Annotated in this window: 18 protein-coding genes; 5 read left to right on the top strand and 13 right to left on the bottom strand. The window is 44.8% G+C overall.

Annotated features, from left to right (window positions below; translation table 11 throughout):
• Nucleotides 1–78 precede the first annotated feature (78 nt).
• Nucleotides 79–471 carry a nucleoside triphosphate pyrophosphohydrolase family protein gene (locus SGLY_RS01585; protein WP_013623536.1) on the top strand — a complete coding sequence of 131 codons (393 nt, stop codon included), beginning with the start codon at nt 79–81 and terminating at the stop codon, nt 469–471.
• Nucleotides 472–633: 162 nt separating this feature from the next.
• On the opposite strand, the gene radA is transcribed toward SGLY_RS01585, so the two are convergent.
• The 6 genes from radA to SGLY_RS01555 form a co-directional block, all read right to left on the bottom strand.
• Nucleotides 634–1,980 (bottom strand): DNA repair protein RadA, encoded by a 1,347-nt coding sequence (radA, locus tag SGLY_RS01580; RefSeq protein WP_013623535.1) that lies wholly within the window; start codon nt 1,978–1,980, stop codon nt 634–636.
• Between the two features lie 28 nt (nt 1,981–2,008).
• Complete coding sequence (locus tag SGLY_RS01575; protein ID WP_013623534.1) at nt 2,009–4,534, bottom strand: ATP-dependent Clp protease ATP-binding subunit; 2,526 nt, start codon at nt 4,532–4,534, stop codon at nt 2,009–2,011.
• A gap of 49 nt (nt 4,535–4,583) precedes the next feature.
• On the bottom strand, nt 4,584–5,636 hold the full coding sequence (locus tag SGLY_RS01570; protein WP_013623533.1) for a protein arginine kinase: 1,053 nt from the start codon (nt 5,634–5,636) through the stop codon (nt 4,584–4,586).
• Nucleotides 5,626–6,153 carry a UvrB/UvrC motif-containing protein gene (locus tag SGLY_RS01565; RefSeq protein ID WP_013623532.1) on the bottom strand — a complete coding sequence of 176 codons (528 nt, stop codon included), beginning with the start codon at nt 6,151–6,153 and terminating at the stop codon, nt 5,626–5,628. The genes SGLY_RS01570 and SGLY_RS01565 overlap by 11 nt, the downstream gene beginning before the upstream one ends.
• 26 nt (nt 6,154–6,179) lie before the next feature.
• Complete coding sequence (locus SGLY_RS01560; protein ID WP_013623531.1) at nt 6,180–6,653, bottom strand: CtsR family transcriptional regulator; 474 nt, start codon at nt 6,651–6,653, stop codon at nt 6,180–6,182.
• Nucleotides 6,654–6,882: 229 nt separating this feature from the next.
• The gene (locus tag SGLY_RS01555) at nt 6,883–7,698 is read right to left on the bottom strand and encodes a hypothetical protein (protein WP_013623530.1); all 816 of its coding nucleotides are present in this window, start codon (nt 7,696–7,698) and stop codon (nt 6,883–6,885) included.
• Nucleotides 7,699–7,875: 177 nt separating this feature from the next.
• On the opposite strand from SGLY_RS01555, the gene SGLY_RS01550 reads away from it, so the two are divergent.
• Nucleotides 7,876–8,481 carry an NUDIX hydrolase gene (locus tag SGLY_RS01550; RefSeq protein WP_013623529.1) on the top strand — a complete coding sequence of 202 codons (606 nt, stop codon included), beginning with the start codon at nt 7,876–7,878 and terminating at the stop codon, nt 8,479–8,481.
• Between the two features lie 15 nt (nt 8,482–8,496).
• On the opposite strand, the gene SGLY_RS01545 is transcribed toward SGLY_RS01550, so the two are convergent.
• The 3 genes from SGLY_RS01545 to SGLY_RS01530 form a co-directional block, all read right to left on the bottom strand.
• Nucleotides 8,497–9,585 carry a DUF3810 domain-containing protein gene (locus SGLY_RS01545; protein WP_013623528.1) on the bottom strand — a complete coding sequence of 363 codons (1,089 nt, stop codon included), beginning with the start codon at nt 9,583–9,585 and terminating at the stop codon, nt 8,497–8,499.
• 11 nt (nt 9,586–9,596) lie between these two features.
• Complete coding sequence (locus SGLY_RS01540; protein ID WP_013623527.1) at nt 9,597–11,855, bottom strand: thioredoxin domain-containing protein; 2,259 nt, start codon at nt 11,853–11,855, stop codon at nt 9,597–9,599.
• 328 nt (nt 11,856–12,183) lie between these two features.
• Nucleotides 12,184–12,390, bottom strand: coding sequence for a hypothetical protein (locus SGLY_RS01530; RefSeq protein ID WP_041444537.1), 207 nt, complete (start codon nt 12,388–12,390; stop codon nt 12,184–12,186).
• A gap of 149 nt (nt 12,391–12,539) precedes the next feature.
• On the opposite strand from SGLY_RS01530, the gene SGLY_RS01525 reads away from it, so the two are divergent.
• The gene (locus SGLY_RS01525) at nt 12,540–13,109 is read left to right on the top strand and encodes a hypothetical protein (protein WP_013623526.1); all 570 of its coding nucleotides are present in this window, start codon (nt 12,540–12,542) and stop codon (nt 13,107–13,109) included.
• 651 nt (nt 13,110–13,760) lie between these two features.
• Here the strand turns inward: SGLY_RS01525 and SGLY_RS16910 are convergent.
• The 4 genes from SGLY_RS16910 to SGLY_RS01505 form a co-directional block, all read right to left on the bottom strand.
• Nucleotides 13,761–15,401 carry a cell wall-binding repeat-containing protein gene (locus SGLY_RS16910; protein WP_013623525.1) on the bottom strand — a complete coding sequence of 547 codons (1,641 nt, stop codon included), beginning with the start codon at nt 15,399–15,401 and terminating at the stop codon, nt 13,761–13,763.
• A 327-nt stretch (nt 15,402–15,728) separates the two neighbouring features.
• On the bottom strand, nt 15,729–17,465 hold the full coding sequence (locus tag SGLY_RS01515) for an ABC transporter ATP-binding protein (protein WP_207635585.1): 1,737 nt from the start codon (nt 17,463–17,465) through the stop codon (nt 15,729–15,731).
• Nucleotides 17,466–17,467: 2 nt separating this feature from the next.
• Nucleotides 17,468–19,297, bottom strand: coding sequence for an ABC transporter ATP-binding protein (locus SGLY_RS01510; RefSeq protein ID WP_013623522.1), 1,830 nt, complete (start codon nt 19,295–19,297; stop codon nt 17,468–17,470).
• A gap of 204 nt (nt 19,298–19,501) precedes the next feature.
• Nucleotides 19,502–20,122, bottom strand: coding sequence for a TetR/AcrR family transcriptional regulator (locus tag SGLY_RS01505; RefSeq protein WP_013623520.1), 621 nt, complete (start codon nt 20,120–20,122; stop codon nt 19,502–19,504).
• Nucleotides 20,123–20,481: 359 nt separating this feature from the next.
• Between SGLY_RS01505 and SGLY_RS01500 the strand changes: the two genes are divergently transcribed.
• The gene (locus tag SGLY_RS01500) at nt 20,482–22,326 is read left to right on the top strand and encodes an alkaline phosphatase (protein WP_013623519.1); all 1,845 of its coding nucleotides are present in this window, start codon (nt 20,482–20,484) and stop codon (nt 22,324–22,326) included.
• Between the two features lie 32 nt (nt 22,327–22,358).
• Entirely contained in the window at nt 22,359–23,147 is a 789-nt protein-coding gene (locus SGLY_RS17750; protein ID WP_013623518.1) for a hypothetical protein, read from the top strand.
• Nucleotides 23,148–23,177: the final 30 nt, after the last annotated feature.

Below are 23,177 nucleotides of genomic sequence, written 5' to 3'. Positions count from 1 at the left end.
AGGGAACTACATAAAATTGACAATTCCTTCATGACCTGTCTATAATTAACTTGAATCAGAAAGGAGCTGTTAAACCCGGTGAGCGACACAACGAACCATTTCCAGAGTATTGTGGCTGCAATGCTTCTACAGCACCAAAGCGTTCTCGACATTCTTTCCAAAGGACAGGAAACTTCATCGAAGGTCAATAGAGCTGTTGTCAAAGCTGTTACGACTTGTGGTTGTATCAGCATCCATGCATCAAAAATCACGATACCCGAAAACGCAACCTTATATGACCTCAAGCAGCTTTTAAACAACCACATTCAAGGCTCTCTTTGTGAGAACTGCCGGGATGTGATTGAAGCTGAACTTGGCAAAGAGCTTTTTTATTTAACCGCGCTTATTAATACTTTAGGTCTTTCTCTCAGTGACATCTTAGAAAAGGAAACTGCTAAATTAAATACTCTCGGTATCTATAATCTGGTTTAAAAACCGATTCTTATTCTCATTGATTTTATTAATTTTTACATCATCTGCACAATTTATCTCTGCTTTTTCTGTGTTCATGATTTCTTCATCAAAGGGATTTGCTCAGCAAGTTCCTTTTCCTTTTTGTTCCTATTGTTGTCATTTTTTTATCCATTTATCCAATCAAAACTTCAAGTATTTTTTTGCCTCTTCCAATGTTCCCGCAGCGTAAATCAGGCAATCGCTTTTTAATGCCGCCTGATTATTGACACTTGGAATCATGCAGCCCTCAAACCCCAGCTTCTCGGCCTCTTTAATACGCTGCTCTATCTGCGATACTCCCCGCAGCTCTCCTGTTAAGCCCACTTCTCCAATGAGCGCCAATTTGGGGAGCGGAGTATCATTCATCGCGGAAAGAATGGCTCCAATAATTGCAAGATCCACAGCGGGATCATCTATCCTCAGTCCCCCTGCAATATTAATAAAGACATCACGGGCATAAAAGACATTGCCGATTCTCTTGTCCAGCACAGCCAGAAGCATGAGCAGCCTGTGATAATCCATGCCATTGACCGTCCTTCTGGGAGGATTGAATCCTGTCGGTGTCACAAGGGCTTGGATTTCAACCAGCAAAGGACGCGACCCTTCCATTGTTACGGCTACCGCCGAACCGGCAACATCTGACGTCCTGCTGCCGAGAAAAACCTCCGAAGTATTGGCAACTTCACAAAGCCCGCTTCCTCTCATTTCAAAAACACCGATTTCGTTTGCCGGGCCAAAACGGTTTTTGATTGTCCGCAAAAGACGATAGATATAATGCTGATCTCCTTCAAAACAAAGTACAGTATCCACCATGTGTTCAAGAACACGCGGTCCTGCGATATTTCCATCCTTGGTAATATGACCAACCAGGAAAATGATGATATGGTTCTCCTTGGCCAGCTTCATCAGAAAAGCGGCGCCTTCCCGAACCTGACTGACGCTTCCCGGTGCAGATTCCAGGTCCTCCAGCATCATCGTTTGAATCGAATCAATCACCAATACCTGATAATTGTCCTGAAGAACGATTTCTCTTATTCTGTGAAGTATTGTCTCCGTAAGAATATGTAGCTTTGATGAGGAAATCCCCAAACGGTCCGCCCTGATTTTAATCTGGCGCGCCGATTCTTCACCGGAAACATACAAAACATTATTCTCTTTAGACAAATAATCCGCAAGCTGAAGCAACAGGGTGGATTTGCCGATACCAGGCTCTCCGCTGACAAGTACAAAACTGCCGGGCACGGCCCCTCCTCCCAGCACTCTGTTCAATTCCCCGTTCCCCGTATCCAGTCTCTCTATTTCCATGGATGTAATCTCTGACAGGGGGGCTGCTTTAACAGCTCCCCTGTCAGTCAAACTTGAGGAGGAAACAGAAATTTTCTCCTCGGCAAAGGTATTCCACTCTCCACATGCAGGGCATTTACCAAGCCAGCGGGGACTTTCCTGCCCGCATTCTTTACAGAAATACTTCGTCTTAATCCTTGCCACTCAGCTTTCCCCCTGCTTTTCCTCTAAATTATATCTCATCTTTCTTTGTTTTTGCTTTGACTTTCTTTTGCGGTTTTGCCGGTTTTTTGCTTTCTCCAGATTCGGACAACTGTTTTTCTGAGCTAAAAATCATCGTATTATTTTCCGCGCTCACATAAATTGTATCTCCCGGTTTAAATTGTTCCTGGAGAATCCTTTCAGAAAGGGGATCTTCAATCAGTCTTTGAATTGCTCTGCGCAGCGGTCTCGCCCCAAAAGCGGGATCATTTCCTTCTTTTGCCACCAATTGCATCGCTTTCTCATCGGCAATGATGGTGTAATTCTGCTGCTGGAGCCTTTTGCCCAGTGATGCAAGCAAAATCGCCGCAATTTTCTGGAGTTCTTCATCCTTTAGCTGATGGAAAACGACGATCTCATCAATTCTGTTCAGAAACTCCGGTTTAAATACTTTCTTCAGTTCTTCCATCACATTTGCACTCATGTTCCTGTATTCGCTGTCCTCACTGTGGGAGGACATAAAACCCATCGCTTCTTTTCTGAGAAAAGACGCCCCGACATTGGAGGTCATCATCAGCACACAATTTCGAAAATCAACTACTCTGCCTTTGGAATCGGTCAGCCTGCCGTCTTCCAAAACCTGCAGCAGAATATTAAATACTTCCGGGTGGGCCTTTTCAATTTCATCAAAAAGCAAGACACTATATGGTTTTCTTCTTACTGCTTCCGTTAACTGGCCGCCTTCATCATGGCCTACATATCCCGGAGGGGAACCGACCATTCTGGATACGGCATGTTTCTCCATATATTCGGACATGTCAACTCTGATTAAAGAATTTTCATCTCCAAATAAAGCTTCGGCCAAGGCCCGGGCAAGCTCTGTTTTACCTACACCTGTCGGGCCGAGGAAGATAAATGACCCGATCGGTCTTTTGGGATCTTTAAGACCGGCCCTTGCTCTGCGCACAGAACGAGCGACGGCGCTGACTGCTTCCTCTTGACCGACAACCCTTTCATGCAATACTTCTTCAAGCTTCAACAGTCTGGCGCTTTCTTCTTCCTCTAATTTATTGACCGGTATTCCGGTCCAGCTTGACACGATTTTACCGATGTCCTCCTGATTGAGAATAGAAAGGTTCTTTTCTCTGTTTGCTTCCCAGTCTTTTCTCAGTGTACTGAGCTGCTCTCTTTTTTGTTGTTCCTGATCCCTGATTTTAGCTGCCTGTTCAAACTCCTGCCTTTTTACAGCCGCTTCTTTTTCCTTTTTCAGCGCTTCAACCTCAGTTTCCAATTCCTTTAGCTCTCCAGGAGCCGTATAACTGCTCAGCCTTACTTTTGAGGCTGCTTCATCCATTAAATCGATGGCCTTATCCGGTAAAAATCTGTCTGAAATATACCTGTCCGAAAGCCGAACCGCCGCCTCGATTGCTTCATCAGTAATCTTTACCCGGTGATGTGCTTCGTATCTGTCTCGTAAGCCCTTTAAAATCTCAATAGCTTCTTCAACGGTCGGCTCTCCGATTTTTATCGGCTGAAAACGGCGCTCCAAAGCAGAGTCACGCTCAATATATTTCCTATATTCGTCCAGCGTGGTCGCCCCAACACACTGCATTTCGCCGCGGGCCAGAGCAGGCTTCAAGATATTTGCCGCGTCGATCGCGCCTTCCGCCGCTCCGGCGCCAATCAAGGTATGCAGTTCATCAATGAATATGATGATATTTCCGGCGAAGCGAATTTCTTCCATAACCTTTTTCATCCGTTCCTCAAACTCGCCGCGGTACTTTGTCCCGGCAACCATTGACGACAGGTCCAATGTGACAACTCTTTTGTCCGCAAGAATTTCAGGAACACCGCCACTTACGATTCTTTGGGCCAAACCCTCGGCAATAGCTGTTTTGCCTACACCAGGTTCCCCGATCAGAACGGGATTGTTCTTGGTTCGACGGCTAAGCACCTGAATGACCCTTTCTATTTCTTTTTCTCTGCCAATGACCGGATCAAGCTTTTTTTCTTGGGCCATGACTGTCAGGTCACGACCGAATTCATTTAATGCGGGGGTATTGGACGAAACATTTTTACCACCAGTCATACCGGGGCTGCTCCCCGGTACAGAAGTGTTTTCCGCCTCTCCGCCCAGAAGAGCCACAACATGTTCCCAGAGTTTTTCAGGGTTAACCTTAAGATCAGCAAGAACTCTGGCCGCTATCCCCTCTCCTTCGATCAGAATACCCAGAAGCACATGCTCTGTGCCCACATAGTTTACACCCTGCCTTTGGGCCTCTTCGGTGGCAATTTCAATAACTCTTTTTACTCGCGGTGATAACCCTACCTCACCGGCGATCGGCTCACTAATTCCAATCAGCTGAATAATTTTTCCACTCATTTTTTCTTCATCCAGGCCCATTTCTTTTAACGCTGTGGCCGCAACACCTTCTCCCTCTTCCAGCAGGGCCAGAAGGATGTGTTCTGTCCCAATAGTCTTATGACCCATCCTTTTGGCGGTACTCTCCGCGAGTAAAAAAACTTGTTCTGCTTTCTGTGTGAAACGTCCGGGCATAATTGAACACTTCCTTTCCAACAAATTAATACTAAATAAAATATTGTAATTAATCCTTGGTATGATACACACCTCGGATATAATTCGCTCGTTCGAAATCAGCATAATTGCCATCCAGAGGCCTGTCTATCCTATATTGCAGACAGCCATAAGAGGAATTGACCAGCAAAGAGGCAAATCCTGCCTGAACTTTGGGCAGAATCCCCATTTCCACACCCATTCTGTCTTCCGACAGAAGACCAATCACTTCATCCCCACTTAAAAGCCTGGCATGTTCAAGGGTCCCCCTTGCTCTCCAGACCTTATCCTGGAGCATAACTCCCACTTCTTTCCACAAGTCCTGGCGCGCCTGAGACTCCCTTTCCGCAATTTGCCCCGTCATTGTCTCCAGATATGCCAGGGTATCCTCTTCACTCTTCCCTAAGGTCACTTGGTTGGATATCTGAAAAACATTCCCTAAAGCTCTCGAACCTTCCCCATACAGCCCCCGAACGGCCAATCCGATATGAGTAAGCGCCCCTAATACCTGTTGAACTTGATTGGTCATGACTAAAGCAGGGAGATGGATCATAACCGATATCCGCAGACCGGTGCCTACATTTGTCGGGCAAGCCGTCAAATAACCAAATTTCTCTTTAAAAGCAAAATCCAATTTGCTTTCCATCTTTTCATCCGTCTCTTTTGCCAAAGCCAGTGATTCGCTGAGATTAAAACCCGGCATCAGTACTTGAATCCGCAAATGATCCTCTTCATTGACCATTACAGATACTTTGTGACTGTCTGTAAGGGCTACACCGCTGAATTCCTTGCCATTGGCCAAGTCCGGACTGATTAAGTGTTTTTCAACCAAAATTCTTCTTTCAAGAGGATTGAGGACGCCGAGTGATAAATAGGTGAATTGCTCCCCTGAAACAACCGTTTCCCCAAAAGTATCAGAAATCTTTTTCTCCACTTCTTTTCCGCCTTCAGCTCCCAGAATATGCGGAAAAGAAGCTCCGGCCAGATTCCTTGCAAGCCTGACTCGGGTGCTTAAAACAATAGGAGTGTCCTGGATATTTTGCATCCAGCAGCTGTCTTTCACCAATAACTCTTTATTTTCCATCCTGCTCACCACCAGCCGTTTTCTCCAGTTCTTTGATCCGATCCCGCAAGACAGCCGCTTCTTCGAATTCTTCGCTGTGCACTGCTTCCTGCAGCTTTTTCCTTAACTGCTGCAATTCATTTCTGGATTGCAATTCAGGCCGGCCATGTGCAGGTACTCTTCCCACATGAAACCCACCGCCGTGAATCTTCCGCAATAATACTTCCAACTGTGGTTCAAATTGATTATAGCATTCACTGCAGCCGATCTTTCCATGTTGTTGAATCTTAGAAAGAGTCATCCCGCACAAAGGACACTTTTCAGTCTCCTTATTTTCAGACTGAACAAACTGCTTATTGGATTCAGCTTCAAAGAGAGCTTGAAGAAAATCAGAAACCATGCCCGGATAAATGCCAAAACCAAAGCCCTGTATTTTTTGGGCACATTTCTGACATAAATGCATTACACCGGTTTGTCCGTTGGCTATCTTAGTAAAATGAACCTTAGCCTCTCTGACATGACAGTTTTCGCAAATCATTTAAGCCTCTCCTTTTTTCAAAAATTCTAATCCTTTATATCTTCCCTGCACAGATTAGCCAAAATATCTTTCATCAGTCTCGCTCTCAGGGAAGATTGATCATTGACATACGGTTCCAATATTTTATCTGTAAAAATACTCTTAATGATCGCGGCTTCTCTTCTCGTAAAGATTTCTTCTTCTTCCAACCTGCTGATCAGGTCAAATGCCCGGTCCTGAGAAAGCCGGTCTCCAATAAGCTCACTCATCAAGCGCTGAAATTTCCCTTCAGGATCCAGTCCCAGTCTCACGATTCTAAGATATCCGCCGCCGCCCCGCCTGCTTTCCACCAAATACCCTTTTTCAGCCGTAAACCTGGTTGTCAGTACATAGTTGATCTGAGAAGGAGCACAAGAAAAAATCTCTGCTAAAAAGCCTCTCTGCAGGACAATAAAATCTTCCTGCGCCTGCCCGATTGTTTTCTTGATATATTCTTCTATTCGATCCGCCAGATTCCGCATCCTGCGATACCTCCTTTCTGCGATCCGGTCATTCGGCTGTTCCTGATGAGTAATCACAACCATCTTATAGAAGTCTTTTTATCTATATGACCTTTCTTGACCTTATGACCTTTTCTGACCTTTATATTTATATTACTCTTTTTTACTTTTTTTGCAAAGCTTTTTTCTAAAAAACAAAGAAAGACAGGTAATATTTACATCACCTGTCCATAACCATAATATAAAAAAATTATTTAGACAAAAAGAATATCCAGACCGCAATCGTAATCGCAGCAACTATTCCCATTAAAGCTACAATCTTTATTCCGTCAAACGGCCGGTTCTCAAAACCTTTTTCAAGTTCTCTTTCTAAAATGAGCTTCTTAAACTCATTTCCATTGCCAAAGGTTTTCTCCAAACTTTTTTCCATCTCTTCTATTTCAGGTATGCTCCCTGTCTGCGGTCCCATCTCCATAAATTCTTCAGGACCGGAAAGGCTTACCCCATTCTGGACGCTCTCGGCCGTTTCTTCAGCCTCGATGTTTTCCGCCTGTACTTCATCGTTATCCGGTTTGCCTTCTCTATGTTTGGTCTGAAACGCTTCTTCGTCATTTCTTTCTTCTGCGGCCGGTACAGGTGCTGCCGCTTGCTCCGTCTCTGTCGCTTCTGTCTTTACCTCTGCTTCTGATTCGTTTCGCGGACTTTTCTCTGATTCCTTTTCCGGGATTTCTGCCTCTACAGGCCCTGCTTCCGTCAGATCGGGTTCAGCCAGAGCAATACCCATTTGCCCATCATCTTTTTCAGCTTCGCTTATTTCCGAAATCCTGTCTTGTCCGGGTCTATCTTTACTTATAACGGCGGCAGACTTCTGTTCCGTGCCTCGGTTGCCCCAAAGCTCGTCTCTCATAAAATTGCCGGTCGGTTTTTGTTCCTCCACGGTTGATGGGTCTTCTTTCGGTTTATGCATAATCTTTATATCAGCCCTGTTTTGGACATCCTGCCAGAATAAGGAACCGGAAAGAAGCTGCTCAATTTCTTGCTTATCCAACCACAATTCTTTTTCCATCTGTTGCTCAAAACCTCCAAGACACCTAAAGTACTGCCTGAATTTTAAGTTATATTATTCTACAAACTTATTTAATCTCCTGTATCTTACGAGCAAATAAATTGTTTTGCTCAAATAAATAATTAATTATACAATAGTTTATTGGGAAGATGATCTATCGAACGGGAGTGAATTTTTATGGCTTTTGCCCAAAACGAATTTAGGTACTGCCCTCTTTGTTCCGCTTTACTGGAATACAATATCATTGAAGATAAAAGACGCCTTAAATGCCCTGTTTGCGGGTATACTCACTGGGGCGAGTTCTCCCTGGGTGTTGGCGGTGTTATCGTGAAGAACAACAAAGGCCTGTTGGTCCAGCGTGCTTATCATCCAGGCAAAGGCCGCTGGACAATTCCGGGCGGATTTGTCGAACAGGATGAGAAAATAGAACATGCTGTGGTCAGGGAAATCCGCGAAGAAACGGGCCTGATCACCCAACCGGTCACGATTATCGCCATTAAGGACCGTCCTGAAGATCTACCTGGAGTTAAGCATGACATTTATATCGTCTTCCTGATGGAACTCCTTGGCGGCGAACTTAAACCGGACCCAGCTGAAGTCAGTGCCGTAGGTTTCTTCGCACCTGAACAATGCTCCGACTTTAATGCTGCTCCTTTGAGTGTGGATATGATTGAAAAAGCAATAAAATATACCAAACCCGGCCCGGCAAACCCCGGCTTCATCCGTAAAGATACTATCTCAATGGTCGGTTCTTTGACCACATTATTTACATTACCGGAATAATCTCTATTTATGTTTTCAACGCATCGCTTTTCTTCTTTCCGCAAGCAATAAGTCAACCATCCCATTGTAACTTTTTACCCCTTGGGTCTGCCTGTTACTTTTCAGGTATTGATCATTAAACTGCGTACTCCAGTTTTCGATTTTTCCCCTATGCAGCTGCCAATACGCTGTTATTTCCGTCAAATCCCTGTTTAAACCCGGACTATACGTTTCCCTTAACTGGGAAGCGGCCTCCGGGTTTTGTTCATCTAAAGCGTTCATGGAGTAAATCAGGGCAAGCAGGACTCCCGAGTATTTAAACTTTTGATCCTGCTGGTCCTGACAAGTCAAATACGCAATATAGTTTGCTTCCTCCTCCCGGGCAAAACCCCGTTGATGAGCCATTTCGTGACAAATTGTGGAAGGGATCATCATGTCCGGTATGTCAATATTCACATTGGCCTCTCCTGTAAAAGGAAAGTAGATGCCTGTTATTCCCATGAAAGACAAAGCCCTTGAAAAGAAAACCGGTTTAGCCCGGCCATAATTCCCTCCAAGCTGACTATACTCCTCTGCCGCGGTGCGAAAGCCCTCCGATGCTTTTAAGAATATTTTCACTTTATCTTCCCCAAGGGTCATTACCCCCTTACCATCTTCGGGGATCTCTTTTCTGTAATCATTTGCCTTTTTGATCAGCTCTGTGCAAAGGCCGGCGATTTCCGAGGAATCCGCCTGTTTAATCTCTAAATCAGCAAGCCGGTCCCATGGTTCCCTGTAGTAATTCAATCCCCACATCATGATGAAAAAGAAATATCCCAAACTGATTACCATCAGTAAGCACTGTCCATTTCGGCGTATCCAAAATCCACTTTTGGGTCTCCGTAAACAAAAGCGGACAGCATCAATAAGGATTTCTGCCAAAGCATAAATGAAAATCAAGCCAGCCAGGACTACAATAAGCTCGCCGAGTGAAAATGGTACTCCCGCGCTGATCCTGCTTACCGGAGACATCATCAGTTTATAGAGTCCTTCAGAATAATATTTTTCTACCCATTCTGGTCTGGCTGAAGCCGCAAAGGCTGCCAGCCAGCCTAGCGGCCCCAATAAGAACAAAAGTATTTTCATTAAATTTCCCTCTAGCTCCGGAGAACATGCTGGAGTTCTTCAACTGAAAAGACTGGATTGAGACAACTGAAATTCCGGCAAAGGTAAGCAGCTGCTTTTTCTTGTTGCGGATAACCGGCCAATTCCGGAACCAGTTCCTGAACTGTACCTTCATGATATAACAACACTGCATAAGGCCTGAAATCCCTGAAAAATACTTCTTTCATTTTGTTCAGGACCTCATTGTTCAGAGCCCCTCCTAAAATCAGTTCATCTCCATCACTGATATAATGCTGGATACTCCGCAAGAACGCTAAATGTCCTGCCGGGTATTCCTTCATTTCAGCATGAAAGCTTTGAATATTGCCCTCGGCAATATTTTTCCATTTATTGTCCCCTGTCATTTTCCATAATTTTGTCAGGTTTAAGACGGCCAGAGAATTCCCTGACGGCAGAGCTCCGTCATAAACTTCTTTGGGCCGGAAAAGCAGTTCTTCGCTGTCTTTTCCCGTAAAAAAATATCCTCCTTTTTCTGTATCCCTGAACAGGTTCTCCTGTTGCTGTTGGAGTTCAATCGCCCTTTGCAGGTAAACCGGTTTTCCACACGCTGTGTAAAGCTCCAAGAGCCCAAAAATATAAAAAGCATAATCATCGAGATATGCCGGATACTGCGCTTCACCATGACGATACCTGGCAAAAAGCCTGCCATCGGAGGAACGCATATTGTCATCAATAAAATTTGCCGCTTTTTCAGCCTGAGTTAAGTATAGGGATGCATTCTCATGAACAGCGAAGGTTTGATCCGGGAAGGATAATACCTGTGCGCCTTTGGCCAGTGCCGCAATCATTAGCCCGTTCCAGGAAACCAATATCTTGTCATCCCGGATTGGACGTACTCTTCTTTCTCTGACCCGCAGAAGAATCGTATTGCAATAACGGATAGCCCGTACAAATTCATCAAAGGGGATGCTGGCTTTTCGGGCCAGGTCCCGCCAGTCACTAAAAAGGCGGTTCAAAATGTTTTTCCCCTCGAAATTCCCTTCCTTCGTGATCTGATAAGCTTCGCAATAAAGACCCGGCAAAACGTCAGGATGTGCAAACTGGCTCTGAAAAATGTCTCTGCCGTCCGGCTGGTCTAAAGATGCCCGGTTTTCTTGGATTCGCAATAATTCGGCTGTTAATGTTTCCATGACCTCTTGATATGTCCAGATATAGTACTTGCCTTCTTCCCCTTCAGAATCAGCATCTTCCGCACTATAAAAACCGCCTTCAGGTGAGCACATCTCTCTCAGGACGTAAGAAAAAATTTCGCGGGCAACCTGCCCATATCTTTGTTCATGCGTAAGCTGATAAGCTTCCAAGTAAGTATAAGCTAATGTGGCATTATCATAAAGCATCTTTTCAAAATGAGGAACAAGCCAAAAACGATCGGTGCTGTATCTTGAAAAACCATAGCCGATCTGATCGTATATCCCTCCGTCGGCCATCAGATCAAGGGTTTTCCTGACCATTTCCAAGGCATTTTGATCAGGACGGTCCAGGTGGCAGCGCATGAGGAATCCCAAAGTATGCGGGGAAGGAAATTTCGGTGCATGACCAAATCCGCCAAACTTAGGGTCAAAAGTTTTGGCAAGCATTTCATACCCTTTTTCAATCATCTGTTTTCCCCAAACCATAATGTCGTCCTTTGTCTGCTTACGAGCATCGGCATACCTGACTTCTTCGAGCAATCCTTCTTTTTTGAAGACAGTTTCCTGATCTTTGCCTCCATAATGACTGCTCACCACTGTATACAATTCTTCTGCGGAAGTGAGGATTTTTTCCTTTTCGTTTTTCCATTTTTCCGAGGTATAATCCAAAACATCAATGAGACCCACCCTTCCGCCTCCGGAATTCTTGGCAAAATAGGTACCGGCAAAAAAGGGCTTTTTATCCGGTGTCATCAAAATTGTTAATGGCCAGCCTCCGGCTCCCGTCAAAGCCTGACAAAATGTCATATAGGTGTGGTCAATATCCGGTCGTTCCTCTCTGTCAACCTTTACGGCGATAAAACTCTTATTGAGTTTTTCCGCAACCTCCTTGTCTTCAAAAGATTCCCTTTCCATCACATGGCACCAGTGGCAAGTAGAATAACCGATACTTAAAAACACCGGCTTATTTTCCTTTGCGGCTTTTTCGAATGCTTCGATGCCCCACGGGTACCAGTCTACTGGATTATGAGCGTGCTGAAGGAGATAAGGGGATTTTTCATGGATCAATCTATTGGATACTCCGTTTTTAGCAGCAGACATATTATCACCTTCCTTCTTTTTGTCATTTAATTTAGTGTATCCCAAAAATAAAACGAATACTATCAAGTACTTTACACTGTTTTGTATACATGGGAATCATAATTCCTTTTTTTACAAGCTGATTAAGGATACGACCGGACATGGTTTGGGAAACCTTCAATATAGCCTCCACATCCTTGCGTGTGATTTCCTTTTTTTCCTCTGTCAGACTAACTGCAGCTTGCTCCTGTTCGGACAGCCGATTTTTTTTATTATCAGTATTCTTATTGGGCAAAGTGATTTGAATGCATTGTTGGATACGTCAAAGATAGGCTTCAGAGGACAATCATTAATCTCTGTGAACAAGGGAATTGAGCAGGGCTTCCCGCAATGCTTCTTCGGGGTAATCTTTCGTATCTATCCGGTGAAGGCCTGAGAATTCCGCCCGGATTCTATTGTACTGCGAAATATATTCATATACCTCGTTGAGCTGCTTCAGGAGGGAACCCGCTAAACTCACGCCGGTCTTTAAATACCGCCTTGTCCGTACCTTCAAAAACAGCTGCCTTAATGGTATGCATTATTACCGAAGGGGTCTTTGTCCCAACAGTTCTTCACAGACAATAAACTCTTTTTGTCAGATGTCATTTTAGTCTGAATCTATGAATATTTAAAAGTAGCATAGTAAGAACGAGGAATGAATAGATGAGAGCAAAAATTACAATCCCAATTTTAATCGGTTTTTCAATTGGTATTATTTCTTTATTCGCAATTTATACTTCGTCTTACAAAGGTTTAGAAAAAGATGCAGCAACCTTTTCTCGTCATACTAAATCTTGTGAATATCTTATAAAAGGTTATTCAGTCAAATTTGAGGTTCCTCATTTTACTGAAGTTCAAGTTGATCCGGATATTGAAGGGAGCGAAATATTGTTTAGCATATATTATACGAACAATAAATTAGCTTATAGGGGTTATATTCAGTTATGGAAAATTGAAAGTCTAAAAGAATTTCTTGATCACAGTAAATATTTAAGTCCTTTTGATTTTATATTTTATAAAATGGATAATATCAAACTTAATTATTATCAAGGCTATATAATTGAATGGACGACTGTACATGGGCAGCAGGTTAGATCCGGAAAAGATTACTGGTTAAACATTAATAACACGAATGAAGTCGTTAGAGTATCTTTCATTACAGACAAAGAAAATTTTCCAAGTGATTTAACAAATATCATACAACAGACATTATACTCTCTACAGATAAAATGACCTTACCCCATAATCAATACTGATTCTATTTCGGGTCTACTGAACAGACCACTTTTTTACCAAAAGGCCAATCTATTTATCCTAAATACGTTCTTAAAAAAAGAATCTGGAGCTTACTCTCCATGTTCATTACCAGCAACTGCGTTTATCCATTCCTGCCAAATTTCCTTACGATCTCTATGCAGTCGGAAACCTGATCCAGCGAACCAATAAAAACGTATTCTTTCATGAAAAATTCATTAAGACGCTACAATTCCTGAATATTATTGCCTTCATTTCTATAACACTTGCCAGAAACAAAAAATATTTTTTGGCAGTTCAGAAGAAATAGATTGACTCAAACGCATAGGGTATTGCCTATATGCCATCTGTAAAAAACTGGTGCTTTACTCGGCGTCACTATCGGAAAATACCAGAATACAATAGAGCAGGGTATGATAGCGATGTGGAAGCCGGAGCTTCCACATCGCCACTGTCACAAACCATTTCACAGCACCTTTTAATGTTTGTAAACATGGCTGATTGTTCGGGTCACACACAGCACTTTGAATAATGAATCAATCTATTGCATCATTACGGAAAAATATGCTGCAAGTTTTTCAAAAACAGAGGTTAAAGTATTATTGATTTCCTCTGTTGTGGAGTCTGAGCTTATAAAGGTTGCAGCTCCGGAAAAGTGATTGCGAGATATTTATATTCTCCGTCCGTACTACCCTCGAACTCGTACCACACCAGTTCTTCATCAGAAACAAGCGTGTATTCATCAACATAAGTATATGTGATTGTCTCCGCCGAGCCAGCGCCGTCTTTCTCAGAGCAAAACTTGATTATATTGCCGTCTATAACCAAAGACGCGCTATCCGTACCAATCAACGCACCATACATTGTCTTAAGCTGTTCGACCGACATTGAGCAGACTTCAGCACCCTGTGAAAAGACTTCCTGCAATTCGGGGTCATCGAAATAACTTGTCATGGCATTCCATGTTCCTGACCAGCCTGTAAAGTCGGGAACAAATTTTGCATATATTGTCGTTGCCGCCGTAATTTTCGTGTTGAAATTGAATAGAGTTGTCAGCTCCTCATCGGTATACCAATCCACAAACAGGTATCCTGCAAGAGTCGGGGCACTGCTCGGGCTCTTTGCCTGACCGCCTGCCGCAACCCTTTGGGCTGCCGGCATATTTTGGGCTTCTGAAAATGCGGGTGTTGTATTAAATGTTACTTGATACATTGTCGAACCACGGCGTCCGCCGCCGCCACTGTTACCGCTGTTACCGGTAGGCAATTTACCGATATTGTTCCTTATGGATGCTATATCTTTTATAACACTTTCATTGACAGCCGCTCCCCCTCCTAATAAGACCACTATACTTGCATTTGTCATTTTAGTTTTCAGATAATCGGAAGTACTTATAGGCAACGTTTTGCTCACTAGGATTAACGGGGAACCTGACCCGGCTGATAAGAGCGCCCCTGTGAGTGCGTCTGCAAAATCATTTCCTGTGGCTACATAGATCTTGTTAAAGCTGATTATGCTTTCAAAGTTCCTAATGACCGCAATATTTGTTTCAAACCGGTTTTGGCCGCTCAGTCTTACCGGGCCTGGCACGATTTGTTCTATAGCACTGCTGATAGCCCCAATTCCACCAATGATATAGGTTTGGGTAATCCCCCTGTGTTGCCAGAGATAATCCAATACGTTGTTATCTAAGCTGTTAGCACCTGTTAAAAGTATGGGCATTCCCAATTTGGATGCAATACCGGAGATAGACAGTGCGTCGGGATAATCGTTGCCGGTGGCCAGTGCTACTTTAGTGCCGGCATTCAACTCCCGGGCAATCATAACAGACGTTTGAAACCTGTCGCTACCAAAAATACGCTGGATATTATTAAACCCGGCAGTTTTCAACTCATTTTCAACCTCCGGAGAAACGGCTCCTGTGCCCCCAACGATGATAATGTGTTTTGCCCGTAATCGCTGCAGCTCAGCGAATGTGTTTGGATTTAAGGCATTCGACTGAGTCAATAGGATGGGACCATTATATTTTTGTGCTAATGGTCCTGCACAAAGAGCATCGGCAAAGTCATCTCCCCTGGCTAAGACAACATAATCCGATGTAGTCCAGCCGTTTTCTGAGATTTCAACCGCTGTTTGATATCTATCGTTTCCTGAGATTCTTATGTCGTTCACGCTGGAGCTACTAGTATCTGCAACTGTTGAGCGACAGTAAAACCCTTGCATCAGGATTATGCAGATACTCAAAATGATTAAAAGTTTGTTTGTTCTCATATATACGATTTTTCACCTCCCTTAATTATTAAATCTCTTGCAACAAGTTTGAAGAAAGAATCTTGGATAAAAAGTACTCAATAGACATCTCACCTCCCAACATCTTTCATTGCGATTCCTATTCATCTCATTTATCTAAAATTTCCCATAACTTTATCGTCAACATAAAATTATTCTTAACAAATTATGTCGGCTCGGATGTTGATATTTCACCCGCTATCGCTGACAGCAATGTGCCGAACGTCAGGATTAGTGCGAGTAATAGAGCAACGATGTGCTTAAACTTAGATAACATTCTTGTGTACCTCCTCCTAAAATATTGATAATTTATTGCATTCTTCCAATCTTCCAACCGCTCATTTGTGTTTGCAATTGCCACAGATTGGCATATAGCCCGCCTTTATGGAGCAGATCAGAGTGCTTTCCTTCCTCCACAACTTGCCCCCTGTCCAGAACAACGATTTTATCCGCGCCGGCTATTGTTTTCAGACGGTGCGCAATCATAATGACCGTACGCCCTTGTACCAAATGATTAATTGCTTTCTGGATTTCAATTTCGTTTTCCGGGTCGAGGGAAGAAGTCGCCTCATCCAGTAGGATAACCGGCGCATCCTTCAATATGGCCCGTGCAATGGAAAGGCGCTGTTTTTCTCCGCCGGAAAGCGTGGAACCGCCTTCACCAACCATCGTCTCGAATCCCTGCGGGAGTTTTACCACAAAATCGTAGCAACGGGCAGCCTTGGCGGCGGCTTCGATTTCCTCTCGCGTAGCGTTTTCCCTGCCATAGCGGATATTGTTTAAAATGGTATCTTTGAACAAATAAACATCCTGAAATACCATCGATATTTTTGACATCAGCTTTTCTGGATCGATCTCCGCCTCGTTTTTCCCTCCGAACAGCACCTTTCCGCTCTGCGGGTCGTAGAACCGGGCCGCCAGACGTAAAACAGTAGTTTTTCCGCTGCCGGACGGACCGACAATAGCGGTCATTTCACCTTCCTTCATTACAATGCTTACGTCATCCAGTATCTTGTCGTTTCCATAGCCGAAGATAACATGCTCGAAACGGATATCATGGGATTCAGGCAAATTGTCTGTTCCTCCCATAACGGGCTGTTCGAATAAAGCAGTAACACGCTTTCCAGAGACGTGACAAGATTTTAATTCCGACAGTCGCATAATGACCGTCGTGAGCGGATCAAAAATGCGTGTGCCGACGATCAAAAAGAGGGCAAGCACACTTATCTCCAGGCTGCCACCAAGCAGAAGAAAGACTCCGGTAATTGTAATTAAGGAAAGTCCCGCTTTCAAAAACACCGATGAAACCAGATTGATCGGGCCGATCACTCCCTCGGCCCGTATACAGGCGTCCCGATAGTCCTCGCAGGCTTCCCTGAACGCACTGAAATTTGCACCCTGCAAATTGTACGCTTTGATCTCCTTCATACCGGTCAGATATTCCTGTAAGCGATTCGACTGCTTTATCCTGGCGTACGAAAGCCGTACATTTATTTTCCGCTCCAGCCCGGAAACACCCCACAAAACTAAAACTGCAATCGGCAATCCGGCAAATGTCGCCAGAGATAGACGCCAATCCAAAAAAAACAATAAAAAGATCGATATAACGGATACCACAATACTGCTGATAAGCTGCGGCAGAATATGGGTCATAGCACGTTCGGTCTGGTCAAAATCCACCATCATCATATTGCCAAGCTCGCCAGAATCTTTACTTGTAAGGTAGCCCATCGGTAGTTTACGAATGTGTTCAGCCAGCCGAATACGGCCATCGGCTGCGGCGCTGTATCCGTCCAGGAAGGTTATGACCATCGCTTTATTCTGGCAAACATACATGAGAGCAAAGCACAGGACCATGCCGCCCCATAATTTCCACAGCATGGACAATTCCACAGGTGCGCCGCTGTAATAGTCAAAAATAAGATGGACGATAACGGCGATCAGGATAAACGGTATCATATTCACAAAGTTGACGATACTCATCCAAATGACCGGCTTGATAAGCTTTTTGGTTTCACCAACTGAAATATTATGCAGCGCCTTCATCATTACGCCAACGCCTCCTTGCTCGTACGGGAAATCCTCCATGTTCCGCTTCCTGTATAGGTATCCCACATTCTTTTGTACAGGCCGCCTTGTGATAATAATTCCTGATGCTTACCTCTTTCCCGAACCTGTCCGTCTGCTATCATAAGAATTTGGTCTGCATTCTGAATAGTTGCAAGTCGGTGAGCAATCACAAGTACGGTTTTTCCCGCAATCAACTCACGCAGCGCAAGTTGCATTTCATACTCATTTTCGGGATCGGCATAAGCTGTGGCTTCGTCAAGTATTAAAATGGGAGCATTTTTGAGGATTGCGCGCGCCACGGAAACGCGCTGCTGTTCACCACCAGAAAGGTAAACCCCGCCGGCGCCCACTAGCGTATCATAACCATTCGGCAAGGCCCGGATAAATTCATCACACTGAGCCGCCTTTGCCGCCGCGTAGACTTCATCCTTTGCTGCACCCGGTTTTCCCATGGCGATATTATGGTAAAGCGTATCGGAAAAAAGGAAACTGTCCTGAAACACAAAGGAGAGCGTGTTCATCAAGTCGTCCATTTCCATGTCCCGGATATTGACGCCGCCGATAGTGATTTTTCCGACCTGCACATCCCAAAAACGGGGAATGAGTTGCGCGATGGTGGATTTTCCGGAACCGGAAGGCCCGACCAAGGCGGTAATCTGATTTGCCGGCGCAGTGAAACTGATATGGGAAAGCGTGTTTTCTACGGATTCTCCATCCTCCGTAGGTCCCGAATAGGAGAAGCTGACATCCCCAAAGACAATGTCATAAGCAGAAGGCTTACTCCCACGCTCCTGTTCTTTCAACGGCTCGTAAGCTAAAATTGAATCAATACGATTGACGTTCTCGGAAAGAATGGTCATTTCTTCCACAAAGTTCAATAACTTGAATACCGGCGAAGTGACGCCGGGGGCAAAAACCAGAAAAAATGTCAAAGTAACGGCATAAGAAATGTTGTCCGGATTCTTCGTCAGCAGGAACAATCCGACAGGGATAATGAATGTTCCGATCGACATAATGAGGGTCTGAAACTGAACATATCCAGGGCGGATCATCATTGCCATATGAACGGCGGCATCCCTGAATTTTAAAATCACATTATAGAAATTTTGGAAGGAGCGTACGGTTTGACCAAATATCTTAATGGAGGGCATGCCGCGCACATATTCAATAGAGGACGCGTTGATTTCCTCTGCGGCATCAACACGCTCCTTAATTGCCGGTTTCGCCTTTTTTCCAACCAGCATCGATGCTTCACAGGCAAAGCCTAGGATAATAGGCAACAGGCCCATCAGGGCCAGCCATACATTCATTATGAACATGATGATAAACATCACCAAAAGCGTAGCCACCGTGTTAATCAGGTCCGGTATCTGATGAGCGACAAACCGTTCAATATGATCCAATTCCGTTTCCAAGATCTGTTTTGTTTTTCCAATGGTGTTGGTATTGAAATAGCCCATCGGAAGCCTGCCGATGTGTTCTGCCAATTTAAGCCTTGTACCGCAGATGATACGGTAGGCGGCAATATGGCCGGCCATGCCTCCCGCGTACATGAACACATATCCAATCACAAGTCCCGCAACTCCTGAGATGGCCCACCCGATCATATAACCCCTATTCAGTTGCGAAAAATCTGTTATGTGCCCGAGTAGCTCCGCTAAAACCAAATAGACGGACAAAAAGGGGAATAGCTGTAGCAGTCCGCCGATAGAGGTCAAGATCCCGCATAGTACGATCTTGTTATCACCCTCGCCGGAAAGCTCAATAATCCGAGCGATTCCCCGTCTTTTCCTTGCTTGTTTCTTCAATACAATCAACCCTCTTTCCATCTTCGATTAGTTAGAAAAAACTAACTTATGGGTCGAAAAAGACGCCATACTATAGTGCGCTTTTATCGCCACCCTCGCCGGAATGATCGATAATCCAAGTGGTTGCCTGTTTTTTCAATACAATCAACCTTCGTTCCACGACCATTAGTTAGAGATTCCTAACTAATGAGTCAAAAAAAACTATCATGGCCCAGAGTGAGGGAAAAAGATGTTTTCAATGACCGGAAATATGTCTTTGAATCCAAAGCCACGAGGTTCTTTGCGATTTAGCGTATCATTGTGCAGTACTCCGAATATACCATACAACACAAAAAGAGCATAAATATTAGCATTAGACTCGTTGATACCTGTATCCTTCGGGATTTGCCCCACACGCAATCCCTGCAAGATAAAATTTGCGTAGGGCATATGAAGCTTGTCGAGCATTTCGACAAAAATCCGTATCCGGTGGGCATCGCTTTCCACACTGTCGTCTTCTCCTGTTCCAAATATTTTCAAATAATCAGCAAAACTGCTTGCCAGCAATTCCCGGAGATGATCTCGTTTTTCAGGGAAGGGCACTCCTTCATCATTTAAAATACTTACCCGTTCTTCAATCATCCTGTCAATATATTGACTCATCGCGGCAATATAAATGTCCTGCTTGGATTTGAAGTAATGGTAGAACATGCCCTGTGCACCGTTCACGATATTTAAAATATCCCTCACTGATACGGCTTCATAACCCTTCTCAACGAAAAGTTCAGTCGCAATTTCTATAAGCTCTTGCTTCCTGATTTCGTGCTTTTTGCTGCCTGTCTTCATTCAATCCCTCCTATGCAGACCGACAATCGTTCTATTTTTATTTTAGTCCTTTAAAAATCAGTTTGTCAAGAGTTTTTGCATAGATGGCCTTCCCCCATAATCAGTACTGCTTCTATTTCGGTTCTACTGTATTTAATGAATCTATGGATCAGGTGTTGCCCTGTGCCGCGAATCTTATAGACTCCGAACGTAAGCTGTATGCCATCCGGTAGCTTCTGTATTCAACGCCCAGGGCAAATTTAATTTCTACCATAATATAAACTTAATGAAAAATTTACATATGGTTAATTTTTCTAATATATTCCTTTGTTATACTTTCTCTGGATATCCAAGTATTGTTTTGGAGGTGTGATATTTCTATGAGAAAGCTCTCAAAAACGTTTTTCCTTATCCTGGTTTCGGCCTTGCTGATCGGCAACTTGTCTGCCGGCGGACAGGCCGTTGCCGCGGAACCGGCTCAGGCCGCTCCCCAGGCGGTTATCTTTCCCGTCGATAAGGCCAGTATTTTGGCCGGCAGCATTTTCGACTTAAAGGTGGAACTCAATCATATTCCCAGTGCTCCCACCGAATTTGATGTACGGGTACAAGGCACAAACGCGGAAACCTTCTTTAATCAGACGGCAAGCACGGGAGCCACCACCAAGGATGGCCCGTATAAGATGTGGAAGGATGTTACCTTCAAAGCACCGGCCGGCAATTACACAGTGTCGGTCAGTGCCCGGGGTGAAGGCTGGACGCTTTCCAAAGAAGTTCAGTACAATGTTGTAAAAGCTGAAGCCGGGAAAGCAAAAAATGTTATTTTAGTCATTGGCGATGGCCTGGCTCTTCCCATGAGAACCGCCGCCAGAATGGTGTCTAAGAATCTCACTGAAGGCAAATACAACGGCTTGCTGGAAATGGACAATATGGATGAAGTGACGCTTGTGACAACCTCCGGTCTCAATTCTGTGGTGACCGACTCAGCCAACAGCGCGCATGCTTATGCTACAGGGCATAAGACTTCCAATAACGCCATGGGCGTTTACACTTTTGACCCCAATGATAAGAACCAGGTTCCCCCCAAGGTGGAAAACATTATCGAACTGGCCAAAAAGGCGGGGAAAGCCACAGGAATCGTCTCCACCGCGGAAATTACCGACGCCACCCCCTCCGCCATGTTTGTCCACGTTCCCCAGCGTTCCAATATGCAGGAAATAGCCAACCAGATGTTTTATCCTGCCCAACGTCCCGACGTTATTTTGGGCGGTGGAGCCCAGTGGTTCTGGCCCAAATCGGTAGCAGGCTCCAAACGGGCGGATGAAAGAGACTTAATCGGCGATTTTGAAAGTCAAGGCTACCAATTTGCAGGAAACGCTCAGGAACTGAATAATGTCGATGCCTCTAAAACCAATCAATTACTGGGCCTGTTCCACAATACCACGATGAACGTCTATATCGATAAGGCCATTGAGAAAAATCCCAATGTCCTGAAAAATTATCCCGATCAGCCCATGCTCTGGGATATGACGCAAAAATCCCTGGATATTTTGAGCAAAAATAAGAACGGATTTTTCCTGATGGTGGAAGGCGCCTCCATCGACAAGCAGGAGCATGTGATGGACTGGGAACGGGCCGTATGGGATACCATCGAAATGGATAAAGCCGTGGGCGTGGCCAAAGATTTTGCCGACAAAAATGGCGATACTCTGGTGATTGTGGTGGCAGACCATTCCCACTCCGTATCTGTATATGGCACGGTTGATTACAGCAAAAGCGGCAGAGATGCCGTCCGGGTCTATGAAAAAGCAGCCTGGCCTACTTATAAAGATAACGATGGCGACGGCTTTCCTGACACCGGTAAAGATGAAAACGGTGACGGCAAATTCGATCAGGTCGTATCCACCGATATCTCGCTTGCTATCGGCTGGGGCAACCATCCCGATTATATAGAAGATTTCAAGTATTCCTCCGTACCTATCTCTCCCGCTATCACCGTGGATGGCAAAGCGGCGGCCAACACGGAAGGCAGCGCACCCGGCGGTTATTTAATAGCGGGGAACCTGCCGGTCACGGACACCCAGGAAGTACATTCGGCTGACGATATCCCTTTGACGGCCTATGGCACGGGGTCCGAATACTTTGACAAGGCAATTATGGATAATACAGAGGTATTTTTCGGAATTATCAACGCTTTGGGCCTGGATCCCACCAAATTCAGCAGATAACCAAGCTGAAGCAAAATAAGGAGGATATCCCAATGGCAGTTAAGACGCCGGCCAGGGATGGTCAAGTGCCGCGGATGCCATGGATGGCATCGGAGCGGCTGGCGCAGAAGCGGACCCCAAGATCATTGATCCTGCCAATACTGCTTCTCAGCATCGTCTTGCTGCTGTACGGATGTGCTGAAAAAGATCAGACCGTTTCGGAAACAGAGAAAGAGAGACGGTCTGATTCTTTCGACGCCGGAGAAACTGGCGCAGGAGCGGCCGCCGGCAGCAGTATGGACGGAAGCAATGTCGATGCGAAAAATAACGATGTAAAGAACAGTCCGGAAGCTCAGACGATAGACACGGGAAACAGCGGAGCGGAAGCGGCCTCCGAAGCAAAGGCGGTTGAAATGAAAGACAAGGCAACCGAGAAGAATGAAGTTCCGCCAAAGAACAGCAGCGGTCAGCCGGTAGAGATAAAATTTTCCGAGATGTACGCGGGCGGCAGTTCCCGGGGCTTAAAATTTTCCGATAAATTAACGGGCCTGAACGGCAAAAAAGTGGCGATCACGGGATATATGGCCCCGCCACTCAAACCGTCTTTCGCCTTTTTTGTCCTTACCAGACAGCCCATGAGCATCTGCCCTTTTTGTTCAACCGATGCAAGCTGGCCAGAAGATATTATCCTGGTTTTTTTACCGAAAGGTGAGAGTCGGACTCCTACCGATGCAATCCTAACAGTTTCCGGCAGGCTTGAACTGGGAAGCCACACCGATCCTGATACGGGGTTTGTAAGCCAGGCGAGAATTTATTCAGACAAGATTAAGGTTGTCCAGTAAGAAGCGAGGATATAAACAATAAGCTGTTCC

It is taken from the genome of Syntrophobotulus glycolicus DSM 8271, from assembly GCF_000190635.1.
Lineage (GTDB): Bacteria > Bacillota > Desulfitobacteriia > Desulfitobacteriales > Syntrophobotulaceae > Syntrophobotulus > Syntrophobotulus glycolicus.
Note: the sequence above shows the minus strand (reverse complement) of the source record. Positions and strands in the feature narration are given on the sequence as shown.